This is a genomic window from Bacillus sp. LR_5, from assembly GCF_042709275.1.
On the sequence record NZ_JAVAXX010000160.1, the window covers coordinates 1 to 14,790 of the forward strand.

Annotated in this window: 16 protein-coding genes and 1 riboswitch; of the genes, 12 read left to right on the forward strand and 4 right to left on the reverse strand. The window is 45.2% G+C overall.

The window, feature by feature from the left end:
* The 3 genes from RAC86_RS24490 to RAC86_RS24500 form a co-directional block, all read left to right on the forward strand.
* The coding region (locus tag RAC86_RS24490) for an efflux RND transporter periplasmic adaptor subunit (protein WP_377886101.1) at nt 1–1,135 on the forward strand (1,135 nt) is incomplete at its 5' end.
* A complete protein-coding gene (locus tag RAC86_RS24495) occupies nt 1,119–1,808 on the forward strand; it encodes an ABC transporter ATP-binding protein (RefSeq protein ID WP_014480848.1) in 690 nt (229 codons plus the stop codon). The genes RAC86_RS24490 and RAC86_RS24495, both read left to right, overlap by 17 nt.
* Nucleotides 1,801–3,030 (forward strand): ABC transporter permease, encoded by a 1,230-nt coding sequence (locus RAC86_RS24500; protein WP_003244568.1) that lies wholly within the window; start codon nt 1,801–1,803, stop codon nt 3,028–3,030. Before RAC86_RS24495 ends, RAC86_RS24500 begins: the two co-directional genes overlap by 8 nt.
* Before the next feature lie 33 nt (nt 3,031–3,063).
* Here RAC86_RS24500 and rsiO read toward each other — a convergent pair whose 3' ends face one another.
* The 3 genes from rsiO to RAC86_RS24515 all read right to left on the reverse strand — a co-directional run bounded on the left by rsiO (nt 3,064) and on the right by RAC86_RS24515 (nt 4,964).
* Nucleotides 3,064–3,474, reverse strand: a complete 411-nt coding sequence (gene rsiO / locus RAC86_RS24505; protein ID WP_003243579.1) for an acid stress-sensitive anti sigma factor RsiO — start codon at nt 3,472–3,474, stop codon at nt 3,064–3,066.
* Nucleotides 3,475–3,534: 60 nt separating this feature from the next.
* Nucleotides 3,535–4,692: an oxalate decarboxylase gene (oxdC, locus tag RAC86_RS24510; protein WP_014477958.1), complete on the reverse strand. Its 1,158-nt coding sequence runs from the start codon at nt 4,690–4,692 to the stop codon at nt 3,535–3,537.
* Between the two features lie 119 nt (nt 4,693–4,811).
* Nucleotides 4,812–4,964 (reverse strand): YvrJ family protein, encoded by a 153-nt coding sequence (locus RAC86_RS24515; RefSeq protein ID WP_003244090.1) that lies wholly within the window; start codon nt 4,962–4,964, stop codon nt 4,812–4,814.
* Nucleotides 4,965–5,165: 201 nt separating this feature from the next.
* Between RAC86_RS24515 and sigO the strand changes: the two genes are divergently transcribed.
* The 5 genes from sigO (at nt 5,166) to RAC86_RS24540 (ending at nt 9,493) form a co-directional block, all read left to right on the forward strand.
* On the forward strand, nt 5,166–5,696 hold the full coding sequence (gene sigO / locus RAC86_RS24520) for an RNA polymerase sigma factor SigO (RefSeq protein ID WP_377886104.1): 531 nt from the start codon (nt 5,166–5,168) through the stop codon (nt 5,694–5,696).
* 3 nt (nt 5,697–5,699) lie between these two features.
* A complete protein-coding gene (rsoA, locus tag RAC86_RS24525; protein WP_377886102.1) occupies nt 5,700–5,939 on the forward strand; it encodes a sigma-O factor regulator RsoA in 240 nt (79 codons plus the stop codon).
* 151 nt (nt 5,940–6,090) lie between these two features.
* On the forward strand, nt 6,091–6,804 hold the full coding sequence (yvrH, locus tag RAC86_RS24530) for a two-component system response regulator YvrH (protein ID WP_003243545.1): 714 nt from the start codon (nt 6,091–6,093) through the stop codon (nt 6,802–6,804).
* Nucleotides 6,801–8,543: a two-component system sensor histidine kinase YvrG gene (yvrG, locus tag RAC86_RS24535; protein ID WP_144527155.1), complete on the forward strand. Its 1,743-nt coding sequence runs from the start codon at nt 6,801–6,803 to the stop codon at nt 8,541–8,543. Before yvrH ends, yvrG begins: the two co-directional genes overlap by 4 nt.
* Before the next feature lie 71 nt (nt 8,544–8,614).
* Nucleotides 8,615–9,493: an SMP-30/gluconolactonase/LRE family protein gene (locus RAC86_RS24540; RefSeq protein ID WP_003228493.1), complete on the forward strand. Its 879-nt coding sequence runs from the start codon at nt 8,615–8,617 to the stop codon at nt 9,491–9,493.
* Between the two features lie 37 nt (nt 9,494–9,530).
* Here RAC86_RS24540 and RAC86_RS24545 read toward each other — a convergent pair whose 3' ends face one another.
* On the reverse strand, nt 9,531–10,322 hold the full coding sequence (locus RAC86_RS24545) for an SDR family NAD(P)-dependent oxidoreductase (RefSeq protein ID WP_015384617.1): 792 nt from the start codon (nt 10,320–10,322) through the stop codon (nt 9,531–9,533).
* A 153-nt stretch (nt 10,323–10,475) separates the two neighbouring features.
* A riboswitch (cobalamin riboswitch) is annotated at nt 10,476–10,614 on the forward strand.
* Nucleotides 10,615–10,719: 105 nt separating this feature from the next.
* On the opposite strand from RAC86_RS24545, the gene RAC86_RS24550 reads away from it, so the two are divergent.
* Genes RAC86_RS24550 through RAC86_RS24565 form a run of 4 tightly spaced genes read left to right on the forward strand, consistent with a single transcriptional unit; the run spans nt 10,720 to nt 14,620 of the window.
* Nucleotides 10,720–11,664: an ABC transporter substrate-binding protein gene (locus RAC86_RS24550; protein WP_377886103.1), complete on the forward strand. Its 945-nt coding sequence runs from the start codon at nt 10,720–10,722 to the stop codon at nt 11,662–11,664.
* Entirely contained in the window at nt 11,627–12,688 is a 1,062-nt protein-coding gene (locus tag RAC86_RS24555) for a FecCD family ABC transporter permease (RefSeq protein ID WP_046381317.1), read from the forward strand. The genes RAC86_RS24550 and RAC86_RS24555 overlap by 38 nt, the downstream gene beginning before the upstream one ends.
* Nucleotides 12,688–14,016 (forward strand): ABC transporter ATP-binding protein, encoded by a 1,329-nt coding sequence (locus tag RAC86_RS24560; protein WP_377886105.1) that lies wholly within the window; start codon nt 12,688–12,690, stop codon nt 14,014–14,016. Before RAC86_RS24555 ends, RAC86_RS24560 begins: the two co-directional genes overlap by 1 nt.
* A gap of 22 nt (nt 14,017–14,038) precedes the next feature.
* Nucleotides 14,039–14,620: a cob(I)yrinic acid a,c-diamide adenosyltransferase gene (locus RAC86_RS24565; protein WP_003228501.1), complete on the forward strand. Its 582-nt coding sequence runs from the start codon at nt 14,039–14,041 to the stop codon at nt 14,618–14,620.
* The last annotated feature ends 170 nt before the right edge of the window (nt 14,621–14,790 follow it).

Below are 14,790 nucleotides of genomic sequence, written 5' to 3' on the forward strand. Positions count from 1 at the left end.
GGCTGGGATCGGCGCTGGCGGTTTTTACTTTTTTACCCACATGAACCAAGTTGCCGTATCATCGGAGCCCTATGCTGAATCGGTCGCGGTATACATGGGAGGAGATTCAGAATCAGGCCAAACGTTTTCTGGAAAGGTTGAACCTGAGAAACAGCAGAAAGTATACATAGATTCAGAAAAAGGCAGCATTAAAAAAACATACGTCAAAGAAGGCGATCAGGTTAAAAAGGGCGATAAGCTTTTTGAGTATGAGGGCGAGGATCATTCTGATGAAGTGGAGCAAGCCAATTTGCAAATTGAAATGACAAATCTGCAAATCAACCGTTTGCAAAAATCAATAACGGAAACGGAAAAGAAGCTGAAAGTTGCTGGAAAAGAAGAGAAAACCCAGCTTCAAGATGAACTTGATCAAGCCAATTTCGATTTGAAAACAAGCCAGCTTGAACTGAAGCAGCATCAAAAAGAACTGGCTGGCCTGACGAAAAACAAAGGTTCCAATGTCATTACAAGCAAGCATGACGGAATCGTTCAAAGCGTCAATCAGGATATCGCTGACGGTGCAACAGGTGACCAGGCAGCAGGCCCGTATATCCAGATTGTTTCGACGGGCAAATATCTGGTCAAAAGCCAAATCAATGAGCTGTTAATGGACATGATCAAAAAAGGCAGCAAAGTCAGGGTCACGCTGAAAACAGGCGGTGAGGGCGAGTGGAAAGGAAAGGTCACCTCGATCGGCAAGCTTCCAGCGGGAGCAGGCGAGGGTGAAGAATCAGAAAGCTTTGCTGATGAAGAAATGAACCCCCAGTCCTCTAACTATCCTTTCACCATTTTATTAGACAGCCATAAAGGTCTTGAAGTCGGCTATCATGTCAACATCGAAGTGATGAGTGATAATGCTGATGCGGATACGATCAAGCTGCCGTCCGACATGGTCATTCAGGATGACGGCGAACCGTATGTGTGGAAAGCTGATGAGAATCAGAAAGCGGTTAAGCAGCCTGTTGAAATCGGAGAGACTGATGAAAATGACATGGTGGAAATTAAGAGCGGCCTGACGCCGGAAGATTATGTGATCTATCCTGATCCCGCGGTCAAGGAAGGAAAGCAGGTTACAGTCAATGCTGACACTGAATAATATTTCGAAGTCGTACAAGCTGGGAAAAGAAGAAGTTCCAATCTTGAAACATATCAATCTGACTGTTCAGGCGGGGGAGTTTTTAGCTATTATGGGGCCTTCCGGTTCTGGAAAGTCAACGCTAATGAATATTATCGGCTGTTTGGACAGGCCAACCTCAGGAACCTATACGCTTGACCAGATCGATATATTGAAAGGGAAAGACGGGGCTTTAGCCGAAATTCGCAATGAATCAATCGGGTTTGTGTTTCAAACTTTCCATTTGCTTCCGCGTCTCACCGCGCTGCAAAATGTCGAGCTGCCGATGATCTACAATAAAGTGAAGAAAAAAGAGAGAAGGCAACGGGCATATGAAGCGCTGGAAAAGGTCGGATTAAAAGACAGGGTCTCCTACAAACCGCCTAAGCTGTCCGGCGGCCAAAAGCAGCGGGTGGCGATAGCGAGGGCCCTTGTCAATCAGCCGAGGTTTATTTTAGCTGATGAACCGACCGGGGCCCTTGATACCAAATCAAGTGAACAAATTTTGTCACTGTTTTCTGAACTGCATCGGGAAGGCAAGACCATTATTATGATAACCCACGACCCGGACGTCGCCAAAAAAGCTGACAGAACCGTTTTTATCAGAGACGGAGAGCTGGTATTAGATGAGAGAGGGGATATCAGCCATGCTTGAACATATTCGAATCTCCTTTCAGTCCATTTTCTCTCATAAATTAAGATCCATTCTGACAATGCTCGGCGTGATTATCGGCATAGCGGCAATCATCGCGATTGTTTCAATGCTGAAGGGCCAAAGTGAGCAATTAAAGCAAAGTATGATCGGCATGGGAAACAACGCCATCAATGTTGTCTACCAACCGTCTGGCGGAGAAGAGGAGAGCGGCGGCCCTCAGGTGTCGTATGCGTCCGCGCCGCCTGTAGCGGAAGAAACAGTAAAGGCGATCAAATCAGATCCGATGGTCAAAGGATTATCCTTATATTACTTATCAGAAGGCGCGAGCGTTTTTCATTTAACTAACGTTTCGTATCCCCAAGTGTATGGAGTGGACGATGATTACTTCGACATGTTTCCAATCCGAATAACCGAAGGGAGAAAGCTGACAGAAAATGATTTAAACAGCACACACCAAGTGGTGATGATCAATGAAGCTGTCAGAGATGAACTGTTTCCGGACGGAGAAGCTCTGCATAAAAGCATTGAGATGAATGGTGTGCCGTTTAAGGTCGTCGGTGTTTTTAAAGAAAAAAATCAACAGGAAAGCATGTTTGAAGGCGACTACGCGAACCCGGTTTTGTACGTGCCGAAAAAAGTGTGGCCGCTTATTGAAGGGTTTGACGCGCCAACGCAGATTGCCGTGCAGGCTGATTCTTCTGAGCATATCCAAGAAGCGGGTGTAATGGCTGCAGATCTTTTAAATCAGGGACTGTCAGAAGCTGAGCTGGAAAAAGCAGAGTACAGTGTAATGGATCTTCAGGAGATCGCGCAGGAAGTGGAGTCCTTTAATCAGTCATTTGCATTGCTGCTTGGCGGAATCGCCAGTATTTCACTTTTGGTGGGCGGTATCGGCGTCATGAACATTATGCTCGTTTCCGTAACGGAGCGCACGAGGGAAATCGGAATTAAGAAAGCGCTCGGTGCTAAGCGGCGTGTGATTTTATTTCAATTTTTAACCGAGGCTGTCGTGCTGACAAGCATTGGCGGAATACTCGGTGTGCTGGCGGGCTTCGGCATCGCCAAGCTGCTGACGGTCATTTTTCCGATGCCTTTTATCGTCTCCATTCCAGCTGTTGTCGGAGCACTCATCTTTTCAATGGCAGTCGGCATTATCTTCGGCTTGCTTCCGTCTATCAAGGCTTCGAAGCTTCAGCCTGTAGACGCGCTTCGCTATGAATAAAAAGAACGCATCCAATTGGAATGCGTTCTTTTTTTAGCTGGGAAGAGCCGAGTTGCATTTGTCTAAAATCAAAAAAACGGCTGCGACAATCATTTCTTCTGTGGTGGACAGCCAAATGTCGCTGATCAATTGGTCTGTTGTATGAGCAGTCATCCACAAAAACAGCAGCTGTACGATGCCGGCAAGGAGAATGAATAGACGTTTTCCTGTCTTGAAAAATGTAAAGCTATGTATCATCAGCCTTTCAAATGGTTCAAAGCATAATCCGAGAACAAGAAATACCACGGCAAAAAGCAGGACATGAGCTGCTGAGCGGTAGCTCGTTCCCGCTAAAGAAAACAATATATAGATGACAGCAAAATAGGTCAACACCACTGCTGCTGCGGCTAGCAAGTACTTTATGGAGAGCCGCAATAAGCGTTTTGAAGGGTTTTGATGTTTCACTGGTTCAGCTCCTTATGAAGGCTTGCAGAGAACGAGTGCTCTCTGCAAGCCGCAAGTCTTTTATTTACTGCATTTCTTTTTCACTACTGGGTGCTTTTCTTTTGAAAGCACATCAGTAAAGTCTTTGCCCAAGTCAAGGTGCGCTTGAACAAATGTTTCAGGTAGCATGGCAAGCCATTGGTTTAAAGATACATCAGCATAATGGTCGTCTTTGAAGATTTCTAAAAAGACAAGCGGTTCATCCCCGATGTTTTCAACGTAATGACCCATTGCAAATGGTACATATCCGACATCACCGGCTTGGTAATTAAACGTTCTGGCATGGCCGTCAGATGCAAAAACGGTCATTCTAGCTTTACCGGAGATGTAGTATTGCCATTCGTGGGTATTTGGATGCCAGTGCAGTTCTCTCATGGCGCCGGGTTCTACTGTTACGAGCGCTGATGCGATGGTTTTAGACACTTTGAAGTTTGTCGAATCTGCAATGTATACTTTTCCTCCCTCAGATTCGATCGGCTCTTGTTCAAGAAGGCGGTAAGTAAATGGATAAGGCACTTCGCCATTCGGCCCTTCCACAATATCATCTTTTAAACTGCCAGGAAGTTGGTTTTCAAATATATATTTTTCTTTGCCAGGCAAATTGGCAATCTCTTCTTTTGTCACGCCGAAGTTCGCAGCAATGACTTCTTTTGGAGTGTGGGCAAGCCAATCTGTCAGCTGGAACGTGCTGTTTTCAGAGAATGATCCATCGTCAAACACGAGCAGGAACTCAGCTCCCTCATCCAGCGCTTGGATGGAGTGCGGCAGGCCTGACGGGAAGTACCAAAGGTCTCCTTCACCTACATCGTCAATAAAGCTGCGCCCTTTTTCATCTACAATTGTGACTCTTGCACTTCCGTAAATCATATAAGCCCATTCAGCTTCTTTATGCCAGTGAAGCTCGCGAATCGCGCCTGGCTTCAGCCGCATATTTACGGATGCAAGGTTTTCTGAAATCGGCAATTCACGTACTGTCACTTCACGGGCATATCCGCCTTTTTCTAATCGGTTATGAGTATCAGAGAACGAAAACTTCATATTGCTGACGGTGCCATGATCGGTTTCAGGCGGAACGAGCATATCAGGGTTTTGCCGGTCTCTTTCAATATTGCGCGGGATTTTTACCGTTGCTCCTTTGTCTCCTCTAATTGGCTGCGGAATGTCATTTTGTTTTTTCATGAAATGTTTCCTCCTTAAATTTAATGTGATAGCAGAAAGAGAAGGTGAAAGGCCTTTCGTTTTCCCTTCTGTTTTGTTAAGTGAAAAAAACCAGTGAAAAGTCAACTTCGATTGAAAAATTATTTTTTTGCATGATCTTTCAGTTCTGTCATTAGTTCTATTAGTTGATCAAACTTCTTTTCGAATCGGGTCAGCAGATACATTGCAATCAGCGCGGGAAACCCCAAATTGCCGATCTGTTTTACGACTTCCTCTATAAAAACCTGATCCATAGGAAAATACCTCCCTTCTTTTTCTGCAGTCATGTTTGTAAGTGAAGGAAAACCGATAAAACGTAAACTGCTGCAAAGTATTTTGGAAGACACTAGGCGGAAAGTAGTAGTTTACTTTTTTTTGCTTTCCTTCATTTAATTTAGTAGGGAGGCGGTTTGATGGACTATCAAAGTCTTTTACGGTCAAAATGTAAGGAGATAATGAAGCATCCCATCGTGAAGCATTTTTTGAGCAATCCTCAGCATTACCGTTTGTTCAAAAACGTAATGGAAAGCCCTAACGAAAAAGATGCAAAATCATTGGACGAGCTATTTAAGCAATTTTATAAAGAAATCCGCATCGTCAAGTATATGAATTCAATGATTCGCATCTTTTCTATTGATTTTGATAAGCGGGTTCGCAAAAACCAAAAACGGTATCCGCTGACGGTTGATCATCCGGAGGCGGGAGATCGGCTTCCTTCCGAAACAGGTAGCGATGCATTTGAAGAATTTTTAGACAGGCAGGATGATTTGAGCCAGCATGTACAGGATTACCAGCTCTACCAAGCGATCCAGAAGCTGACTGACAAACAAAAAAGTGTGCTGACGAAAGTCTATCTTCACGGTGCCACGATGCAGGAGATTGCAGATTCATTAGGGGAGTCCCGACAAAACATCTCCAACATTCATAAAAAGGGGCTGGAGAATATCAGAAAGCAGCTAGCGGCGCAAAAAAAGGGGGGAAAGTAAGCTGTGAACGGCCAGTTTGAACAAAAAAAGAAACAAAAAGACGAGACTTATGACATTGAGCACCTGATTGCATGCTTTTCACCGATGATCAGAAAAAAACTCAGCAATACGTCCTATCAAGAAAGAGAAGATTTAGAGCAAGAGCTGAAGATCAAAATGTTTGAAAAGGCTGATATGCTTTTGTGTCAGGATGTACCGGGGTTTTGGGAGTTTATTTTGTACATGATAGATGAGAACTCATAATATTTTCATATGAAAAAACATCAAAAGGGAGCGCTTGTTTGCTCCTTTTTTGCTGTTTTGATTTGCCAAGCTCCAATGTATTCAAAAATGTACCATAAATAAACGATATAATGATAAGATGAAAAAAACAGTGACAGAAAGGAACATAAAAGTGGAAAATGCGTCAATTTTAATCGTAGACGATGAGAAAGCGATTGTGGACATGATCAAACGCGTTCTCGAAAAAGAAGGTTATCGAAATATACTGGATGCGGCAAGCGCAGAAGAAGCGATTCCCGTTGTGAAGGCCAATAAGGTTGACTTGATTGTGCTGGATGTCATGATGGGCGGAATGTCCGGTTTTGAAGCCTGCACACTGATCAGAGAGTATTCAGACGCTCCGATTTTTTTCCTGACGGCAAGATCATCCGACGCGGACAAATTATCGGGCTTTGCGGTTGGAGCTGATGACTATATCACAAAACCATTTAATCCGCTGGAATTAGCGGCGCGGATCAGAGCGCATCTCAAGCGTACATATCAATCGAAAGAAACGAGTTCAAATCAAACCTACACATATGATTACTTTACTTTTTCTCCGCAAAATGCCGAGTTGATCGTAGGCGGGGAAGCCGTTGCCTGTTCAGCCCAGCTTCTGCAGCTTTTGCAGTATTTTTGTGAACACCCTAACGTGGTGCTTTCCAAAGATCAAATATATGAAAAAGTATGGGGCTATCCTTCCTACGGTGACAACAACACCGTCATGGTTCATATTCGCAAGCTTAGGGAGAAGATTGAGCGCGATCCGAGCAATCCGGAGTATATTGTAACCGTTCGAGGTCTCGGTTATCGTTTTATCCCAAATCCTGAAGGCAAGCGGTCATGAGGTTAAGATGGAAGTTTTTGTTTCACTTTTTCGGCCAGATGCTGATTGTGATCCTGCTGCTTACGGTTATGCTTGTTGCGTCGTTTTTCTATTTAGACGCTCGTTTTAGCGATGCGGAATCCAATTCAGGGCTGACGAAGGCAACGACCGACACACTTGAGGCATATCTCGATGTAAACGAAGACGGGACATGGGAAGTGGATAATTTCCTGAAGAAATCTGTTGATAAACAGCACGGCTGGATGCAAATCATTGATTCGGAAGGAAACACTGATTATTCCTACGGCGTGCCAAAAGACGTGCCGGGCACCTATACCAAGAAAGAGCTTTTGTCTATTTATAAAACCAAAAAGCTTCATAACTATAAACTGAATTATTGGGCCATCAATATTGAAGATAAGTCGTATCTTCTATTGTCCGGCTGGAAATCAAAAAGTGAACAGCTCCTGACTTCCGTTGAAAAGCGCGAACAAAAGATAGACTCACTAGCGCACTATAAGTCCAGTACCATCGACTATATTAAACGGAAAAAAGGCGCCATTTACCTGTTAGACAGCAATGGAAAGATTCTCGACAGCATCAACAGCACAAAAAGCGAAAGAAAAACGATGAACCAGCTGGAGCTGCTTAAATACAGCTCTAAGCCTTGGAACTATAAACGGGAAATTTCCGTTAAGATCCTCAATAAAGACAGATGGATGGTCGCTACGGTGCCGAACCCAGTCTATGTAACCGATCAGGAGTTTAACAAATCATTCCTGAAGGTTGTATTAAAAGCGATGTTTCTCGTGATGGCCGTTTTGTTCATGTATATCATTTGGATGACCGTTTGGTATATGTTCCGATTCGGGCTGCCGATTTTTCACACGATTAGATGGCTGGTCAATCTGTCAAAAGGGAAGCTTGAGGAACCCAGAAACCGGGACGGCCGTCCTGTCAGCAAAAATAAAAAGGGAAAAATCAAACAGCCGTACCGCTTCTTCGGTGAGATATTTGAATCAATGGATCAGCTGACTGAAACGCTGAGAAGGGATAAAAGAAACAGAGAAAAAATCCAGGCGACAAGGGAAGAATGGATTGCCGGTTTGTCACATGACTTAAAAACACCGCTCAGCAGCATTTACGGCTACAGCATGATGCTCGAGTCGAAGCAGTATGACTGGTCGCCGGAAGAAGTGAAAGAAATGGGGCAGGTTGTCAGAGAAAAATCTGAATACATGTCCAAGCTGATTGAAGACTTAAATTTAACGTATCGCCTGAAAAATGATGCTCTTCCTATTGAGAGAAAGCTCACTAGCCTAATCCCGTTTTTTAAAAATGTCATTGAGGATTTTAAGAAAAATCCGTTTTCTGAAGGGTATGATATCTCGTTTGTATCCAAAGAAGAGCATATTGAATTTGCCCTTGATGAAGCGTGGTTCAGGCGCATATTAGAAAACCTCCTTGGGAATGCCGTGAAGCACAACGACAAAGGAACAGAGATTCAAGTCATTCTGGAGCAAACAAAAAATCATATATCTTTAAAGGTGAAGGACAATGGGAAAGGAATGGATGAAGAAACGATTACCCATTTGTTTAACCGTTACTACAGAGGGACGAACACAAAAGATTCAACTGCCGGAACGGGTCTCGGGCTCGCGATTGCCAAGGAGCTTGTCCATCTGCATAACGGAACGATACATGTGAACAGCAGAATGAACATTGGAACGGTCATTACCATCCTTTTTAAAAAACATTAAACATCAAGTGGTTTGGACACCTCTTTGCCGGGAATAACAATATATAGACTGAAGCTAAAGAGGTGTAACACATGGATGCAGTATTGGAAGCAGACACTCGGGCAGTGATTGGAGAAGGCCCGTTATGGGATGAAGAGAACGGCCGCTTATATTGGGTTGATATCCTGGGGAGCGAGCTCCATATCTTTGACCCTGAAGAAAAAATCAACCGATCAATCAAATTCAAATCCTTTGTGACGGCGCTTGCGAAATATTCAAAGGATGAACTGATTATGACGATGAAGGACGGGTTTTACCTGTATCATCTTCGGGATGACAGCTTGGAAAAAATTAAACAGCCGAAGGACATGCATGAGAGCCTGAGATTTAATGATGCTAAATGTGACCCGTACGGAAGGCTTTGGGCGGGGACGACGAGCATGGAAGGCGAGCAAAAACAGGCGTCGCTGTACCGTTTGAATCTAGACGGCAGTCTTGTCAAAATCAAGGATCAAGTCTCCACCTCAAACGGTTTGGATTGGGACCGCGAGCGGAATTTGATGTATTACATCGATACGCCGACGCAGGAGATTGTGCGTTACAGCTATGATCCTCAAAGCGGAGATGTTTCGAATCCAGAACCTGTCTATCGTTTTGATCAGTCGGACGGATTGCCGGACGGCATGACAATTGACCAAAATGGCATGCTGTGGGTGGCGCTGTTTGGCGGCAGCCGCGTTGTTCACATTGACCCGTTTCAGAAAAAAGAAATCAATTCAATCAGCGTGCCGGCTAAATATGTCACGTGCTGCGCGTTCGGCGGCAGAGACTTAAAAACTCTTTACATTACAACGGCAACAGAACAAATGACAGAAAAAGAGAGATACGAGCAGCCTCACGCTGGAGGATTGTTTTCAGCACAACTGGAAACAGGCGGATATCAGCCGGTACCATTTGCTGGAGACGTATAAAAAAAACGCATCCGAAACACGGATGCGTTTTTTTATACTACAGAGAACGGATAATGCCGCCTTCCACACGCTGTGCCGTGCCGTTAATGGCGGATGCGGCGTCAGACGCGAGGAATACGATTGTGTTGGCGACTTCTTCTGCTGTCGCGTATCGCTGAATAAGTGAGGTTGGCTCATTGACCTTGAAATAGTCTTTGATAAATGTATCTGTATCCTGGCCGGCTGCTTGTGCGGCGCCTTCCATATAGGATGCCACACCCTCTGTCCAAGTAGGTCCCGGGAGCACTGAGTTGACCGTCACATTTGTGCCTTTTGTCATTTCAGCCATTCCTCTTGAAAGGCTGATCAGCGCCGTTTTTGTCATTGAGTATGGAATCATCGTTGGCAGCGGTTTGACGCCTGCTTCACTTGCAATATTTAAAATGCGGCCGCTGTTTTTGGCAAGCATTTTTGGAAGGAAGTGACGGCTTGTCCGAACGGCGCTCATCACGTTCACTTCGAAATATTGATTCCACTCTTCATCTGTCACATCGGCGAAGTCTTTTACCTCGAAGAAACCAAGGTTGTTGACAAGGATATCGATATCACCGATTTCATTTACTTTTTCGATAAAAGCCGCTGCTTCATCTGTTTTTGACAAATCGGCAGCAGCACCGTGCACTGTTCCATAGCCAGAAAGCTCTTCAATGGTGCGATCGACAGTCTCCTGTTTGCGTCCGTTGACAATGACTGCCGCACCCTCTTGCAGAAAGCTTTTTGCGGCGGCTTTCCCGATACCGGACGTCGAGCCGGTGATTAAGACGAGTTTGTCTTTTAGCTGTAAATCCATAAGAATCATTCCTTTTGATTGATGATGGTATTAAGTATACAAGATCAAATTTAGTGTTTACGAGGATTTTGCTCCCATACACAATATGGGAAAAAGTCATTCAGGACACATATACAAGCCTGTCAGTCATATAGTATAATTACTCCGAAAAAAGGATACGAATGTCAAATAGGTGCCGGTCCGTTAACAACAGTCGGCTTAAAAGGGAAACCGGTAAAAGCCGGTGCGGTCCCGCCACTGTAATTGGCCAAGCGCCAAGAGCCAGGATACCTGCCTGTTTGATCAGCACGAATTCTGCGAGGACAGATGATGTGTAAACAATAGGCTTTTTTGTGTTGTTTACAGCATCTTTACCGTCGTAGAGATGCTTTTTTAGTTCGTTTAGGAGGAAAAGATTATGAAAAAACGAGCCGGGATATGGACTGCGCTCCTGCTGGCTGCTGTTATGCTGGCAGGCTGCGGCAATCCTGCGGATCAGAAGGATTCAAAGGCAAAACAAAAAACAGAAGCGTTCCCTGTCACTATTGATGATGCGTCAAACCAAGATGTAACCATCAAAAAAGAGCCAAAAAAGATTGTTTCATTAATGCCGAGCAACACAGAAATTACATACGCACTCGGCCTTGGTGACAAAGTGGTCGGTGTCACCACAAACGATACCTATCCAAAGGAAGTCAAAAAGGTTGAGAAAGTCGGAGATATGAATGTAAACGTTGAAAAAGTCATTTCTCTAAAACCAGATCTCGTTCTGGCCCATGAGTCTTCCATGTCAGCATCAGCAGATGCCATCAAACAGCTGAAGGACGCGGGCATTACAGTGCTGACTGTCAATGATGCACAATCATTCTCCGAGGTGTACAAATCAATCGAAATGATCGGAGAAGCTGGCGGGGCGGAGAAAAAAGCTGATCAGCTCGTGAAACGCATGAAATCAGATCTAAAGGATATTAAAGAAAAAGTGAAAACCATTTCAAAAGACGAGGAGAAAAGCGTATTTATCGAGGTTTCTCCTGATCCTGACATTTATACAACCGGAAAAGATACGTTTATGAATGAAATGCTGAATGTCATCCATGCTAAAAACGCAGCTGCGGATCAGACAGGATGGGTGCAAATGACAGACGAGGCGATCGTAAAACTCAATCCTGATGCAATTGTTACAACGGACGGTGTGAAAGCGAAAGCTGTGGAAAAACGCGATGGCTGGAGCGAAATCAATGCTGTGAAACATCATCGTGTATATGATGTGGACCCTGATCTTGTGACACGTTCCGGTCCCCGTCTGATCGAAGGGGTCGAAGAACTTGCGGAAAGCATTTACCCGGATACGTTTAAGGAATAATCGTTATGCCGCATATATCATTGGTTTCTCATTTTTAGCCGTGAGCATCATCTTAGGAATTTCTTGCGGCAGCCTGCATATTCCTATTCCCGCTGTTTTTCGTGTCTTTTGGCATCAAGGTTTCGGCGGCTCTATCGGTTCTGATGATCCGATGTACACTAATATTATGATGAATATCAGACTGCCGAGAGTTGTGCTGGCCGCCCTTGTGGGGGCGGCTCTTTCTATTGCAGGGGCCGCTTTTCAAGGATTATTGAAAAATCCACTTGCTGATCCCTATACGCTAGGTGTGTCATCCGGTGCTTCAGTCGGAGCTGTTGTGACTCTGTTCTTAGGTCTGCACCTTCCTGTCATCGGAGAGTTTACACTCCCGGTTGTGAGTGTTGCCGCGGCACTTGCCACGATGGCGGCGGTCCTTTTCTTCAGCCGCCTCGTTCATGCTTCGATGTCTGTTTCCACCCTCATTTTGACCGGTGTCATCACTAACTCTTTTTTGGGCGCATTTATTTCTCTTATCATCGCCTTGACAGGAGACAACCTGCTTCCGATTGTGCATTGGCTGCTTGGCAGCGTCTCAATGAGGGGCTGGAGCTATGTTATTTTGTTTCTCCCGTTTTTTCTTTTGGGAATCACTTTATTGATTATAAACGGAAGGGAACTGAACGTGATGACATATGGAGAAGATAAAGCAAAGCTTCTTGGAGTCAGCGTTCAGCAGAGGAAGATGATGATTTTAATAGCCGGATCTCTTTTGACGGGAAGCGCTGTGGCAGTATCGGGTACGATTGGCTTTGTCGGCCTTGTGATTCCGCATATCACAAGGCTTTTGTGGGGAACCGACCATCGGCATTTACTGCCGCTGTCCGCCTTGCTCGGGGCAGGATTTCTCGTTTTAGCCGACCTGCTTTCCAGAACCATCATTGAGCCGATTGAACTGCCGATCGGGATCATTACGTCCTTGGCGGGAGCGCCTGTGTTCGCTCTTATTTTAATTCGGCAGCACCGCGGGGGGAGAAGCTTATGATGAAGGCAGAAGGGCTGTCGGGAGGATACGGCGACAGCCGCCTAATTAACAATATCAGCTTAACCGTGGAGAAGGGAGAATTTCTCGGAATTCTTGGCCCTAATGGAAGCGGAAAAACCACGCTTTTGCACTTGCTGACAGGTACGCTGCCGGCCAAGGAAGGCAGCGTTTATCTGGCCGGAAAACTGCTGGCGGACTATAAACCGAAGGAACTGGCGCAAATCATGGCCGTCCTGCCGCAAAAAACGGATCAAGCCTTCACCTTTACCGTCGAAGAAACTGTAGCCTTTGGCAGATATCCATTCCAAACGGGGCTGTTCAGACAGCAGACTGAAAAGGATGAAGCCATTGTACAGGAAGCAATGGAGCAAACAGGAGTGGCCAATTTTGCGCAAAGGCCGATTCGCGAACTAAGCGGAGGGGAACAGCAGCGGGTGTATTTGGCACAAGCTTTGGCGCAGCAGCCGCGTATTTTATTTTTGGACGAGCCGACTAATTTTCTCGATCTGGCTTATCAAAAAGACCTGCTTGATCTGATCAAACGCCTGACGAGAGAAAGCGGATTGGCAGCTGTCAGCGTTTTTCATGATCTGAACACCGCAAGCCTGTACTGTGATGGGCTCATGTTTATGAAAAACGGTACCGCCGGGCCTAAGCAAAAACCGGAATATGCTGTTACAGAACAAAGCATAAAGGCGGTGTACGATACAGATGTCACCGCCTTGGTTCATCAAAGCTCACCTAAACCGATGATTGTGATTCAGCCTGAAAAAGATAGCGTGAAGCGGCAGTCTATCCCATTTGAAGCATTGCTCCAAGCGGGGCGTGATGACATTCTTCTGCAAACGGAAATCCCGCTTCGAACATTGTCCTCCACGCCTATCGGTGCAGGGTTTTCGTGGAGCAGGACGCTGATCCATAAACGGCTGCCAGATCAGCCAGATCCGATAGAAGGACTTACGGCCTGTCTTTCAGAAAGCGGTTTTCAACTGCAGGAGACGTGTGCGATGGCTTCTTCAGAAAGACTTGACCGTTTCGTGTATCGAACATATGAAGACGGAGAGTTATCCGTTTTCATATGCGTTCAGACCGGCTTTTCGATTTGGATTTTGATTAACGGCTATGCGGCAGATCAATTCTTCATCAAAGCTCTTATGGCTGCCGAAGCAGAACGGACGAAAGTGCTGGGAGACGGAGGAGGCACAGGTGATATTCTCATCGCCGCGACTCAAACTCAGCAATCAGAAAACATAGAACAGCGGCTGAACCAATTGATAAAGAAAGGGACAGCTGAATGTATAAAAGAGGCTGCTGAGTTGTTTGAATAAGTCTGTAAAGGAGATTCAGGGTATGAAACTATATACAAAAACAGGCGATAAGGGACAAACGGGCTTAGTCGGGGGCAGAACGGACAAGGACAGCCTACGCGTCGAAAGCTACGGCACGATTGACGAGCTTAACAGCTTTATCGGGCTTGCTTTGGCAGAGCTTTCCGGGCAGCCCGGCTTTGAAGATCTGACAGCCGAGCTGCTGACCATCCAGCATGAGCTGTTTGACTGCGGAGGCGATCTGGCAATCGTCACAGAAAGAAAAGACTATAAACTAACGGAAGAATCTGTTTCCTTTTTAGAAACGCGCATTGATGCCTATACAGCAGAAGCGCCGGAACTGAAGAAATTTATTCTTCCAGGCGGATCAAAGTGTGCTTCGCTTCTCCATATCGCACGCACCATTACAAGGCGGGCAGAACGAAGAGTGGTGGCGCTGATGAAATCGGAGGAGATTCATGAAACAGTGCTGCGTTATCTCAATCGTCTGTCCGATTATTTCTTTGCCGCCGCCCGGGTTGTGAATGCAAGAAGCGGTATTGGCGATGTAGAATATGAAAGAAGTGCCATTGTGTTTCGGGACCGAAACAGCAGCGAATCATAAAAAGTGAAAAGGAAAGCCGGCGTGTTCAAATACATGCCGGCTTTTTTTGTTTTTCACTCTGTCAATTTCCCATTTTACGACAAAAAATGAACCTTATGAATTATTGACTGAAAAATGGAAAAATGAGATATTGTAATAAATAGATGTAAAAAATAGTCAATGGGGGTCTC

Bases quoted from the DNA above. Each gene is read 5' to 3' on its own strand.
- RAC86_RS24540 (WP_003228493.1), top strand. From the start codon at position 8,615: ATGGATGCAGTATTGGAAGCAGACACTCGGGCAGTGATTGGAGAAGGC.
- yvrG (WP_144527155.1), top strand. From the start codon at position 6,801: ATGAGGTTAAGATGGAAGTTTTTGTTTCACTTTTTCGGCCAGATGCTG.
- RAC86_RS24565 (WP_003228501.1), top strand. From the start codon at position 14,039: ATGAAACTATATACAAAAACAGGCGATAAGGGACAAACGGGCTTAGTC.
- RAC86_RS24560 (WP_377886105.1), top strand. From the start codon at position 12,688: ATGAAGGCAGAAGGGCTGTCGGGAGGATACGGCGACAGCCGCCTAATT.
- RAC86_RS24495 (WP_014480848.1), top strand. From the start codon at position 1,119: ATGCTGACACTGAATAATATTTCGAAGTCGTACAAGCTGGGAAAAGAA.
- sigO (WP_377886104.1), top strand. From the start codon at position 5,166: ATGAAGCATCCCATCGTGAAGCATTTTTTGAGCAATCCTCAGCATTAC.
- RAC86_RS24545 (WP_015384617.1), bottom strand. From the start codon at position 10,322: ATGGATTTACAGCTAAAAGACAAACTCGTCTTAATCACCGGCTCGACG.
- oxdC (WP_014477958.1), bottom strand. From the start codon at position 4,692: ATGAAAAAACAAAATGACATTCCGCAGCCAATTAGAGGAGACAAAGGA.
- RAC86_RS24550 (WP_377886103.1), top strand. From the start codon at position 10,720: ATGAAAAAACGAGCCGGGATATGGACTGCGCTCCTGCTGGCTGCTGTT.
- RAC86_RS24500 (WP_003244568.1), top strand. From the start codon at position 1,801: ATGCTTGAACATATTCGAATCTCCTTTCAGTCCATTTTCTCTCATAAA.
- RAC86_RS24515 (WP_003244090.1), bottom strand. From the start codon at position 4,964: ATGGATCAGGTTTTTATAGAGGAAGTCGTAAAACAGATCGGCAATTTG.